This is a genomic window from Mesorhizobium sp. M5C.F.Ca.IN.020.29.1.1, from assembly GCF_003997375.1.
Lineage (GTDB): Bacteria > Pseudomonadota > Alphaproteobacteria > Rhizobiales > Rhizobiaceae > Mesorhizobium > Mesorhizobium wenxiniae.
Genome location: NZ_RZSW01001121.1, coordinates 1 through 707 on the forward strand (window position 1 = coordinate 1; position 707 = coordinate 707).

A 707-nucleotide genomic window follows, 5' to 3' on the forward strand; every position below is an offset into this window, starting at 1 on the left:
TTCCAAGAGCTGCTGGGTCGCCGGCTATTCGTTTGGCGCCTGGATCGGCATGCAGCTTCTGATGCGCCGGCCGGAGATCGAAGGCTTCATCTCGATCGCGCCGCAGCCCAACACCTATGATTTCTCGTTCCTGGCCCCCTGCCCGTCGTCCGGCCTCATCATCCATGGCGACGCCGACAAGGTCGCGCCGCCAAAGGACGTGCAGGGGTTGGTCGACAAATTGCACACGCAAAAGGGCATCACCATCACCCAGAAGACCTTGCCCGGGGCCAACCATTTCTTCTCCAACGACGCGGACCTCCTGCTCCAGGAATGCGCGGACTATCTCGATCGCCGGCTGGCCGGCGAGTTATCCGACCCGCGGCCGAAACGGTTGAGATAACAGCGATGTACCAGCCCCCGCATTTCCAGGAAACGCGGCAAGACGTGCTGCACGGGCTGATCCGGGCGCATCCGCTTGGCCTGCTGATTTCAAATGGAGCCGAGGGGCCGGTCGCGAACGCGATCCCGTTCCTGCTCGACGCCCCCTCCCTGCGCAACGCAGAGGCGCCGCCGAACGGCAGTCTGCGCGCCCATCTGGCGAGAGCCAATCCGCAATGGCGCCTGCTGGCCGACAACCCGGCATCGCCCGTGCTGGTCGTCTTCCAGGGCACCGATGCCTATGTGACGCCGTCCTGGTACGAGACCAAGCGCGAGACCGGGAAGGT

General features: G+C 64.5%; 2 protein-coding genes. Both read left to right on the top strand.

Annotation, left to right across the window (positions count from 1 at the left end):
- Positions 1-382, top strand: a 382-nt coding sequence (locus EOA85_RS36615) for a prolyl oligopeptidase family serine peptidase (protein WP_206523511.1), incomplete at its 5' end; no start/stop codon positions are given.
- 5 nt (positions 383-387) lie between these two features.
- Positions 388-707: FMN-binding negative transcriptional regulator (locus tag EOA85_RS36620; protein WP_164760195.1), on the top strand; the 320-nt coding region annotated here is incomplete at its 3' end.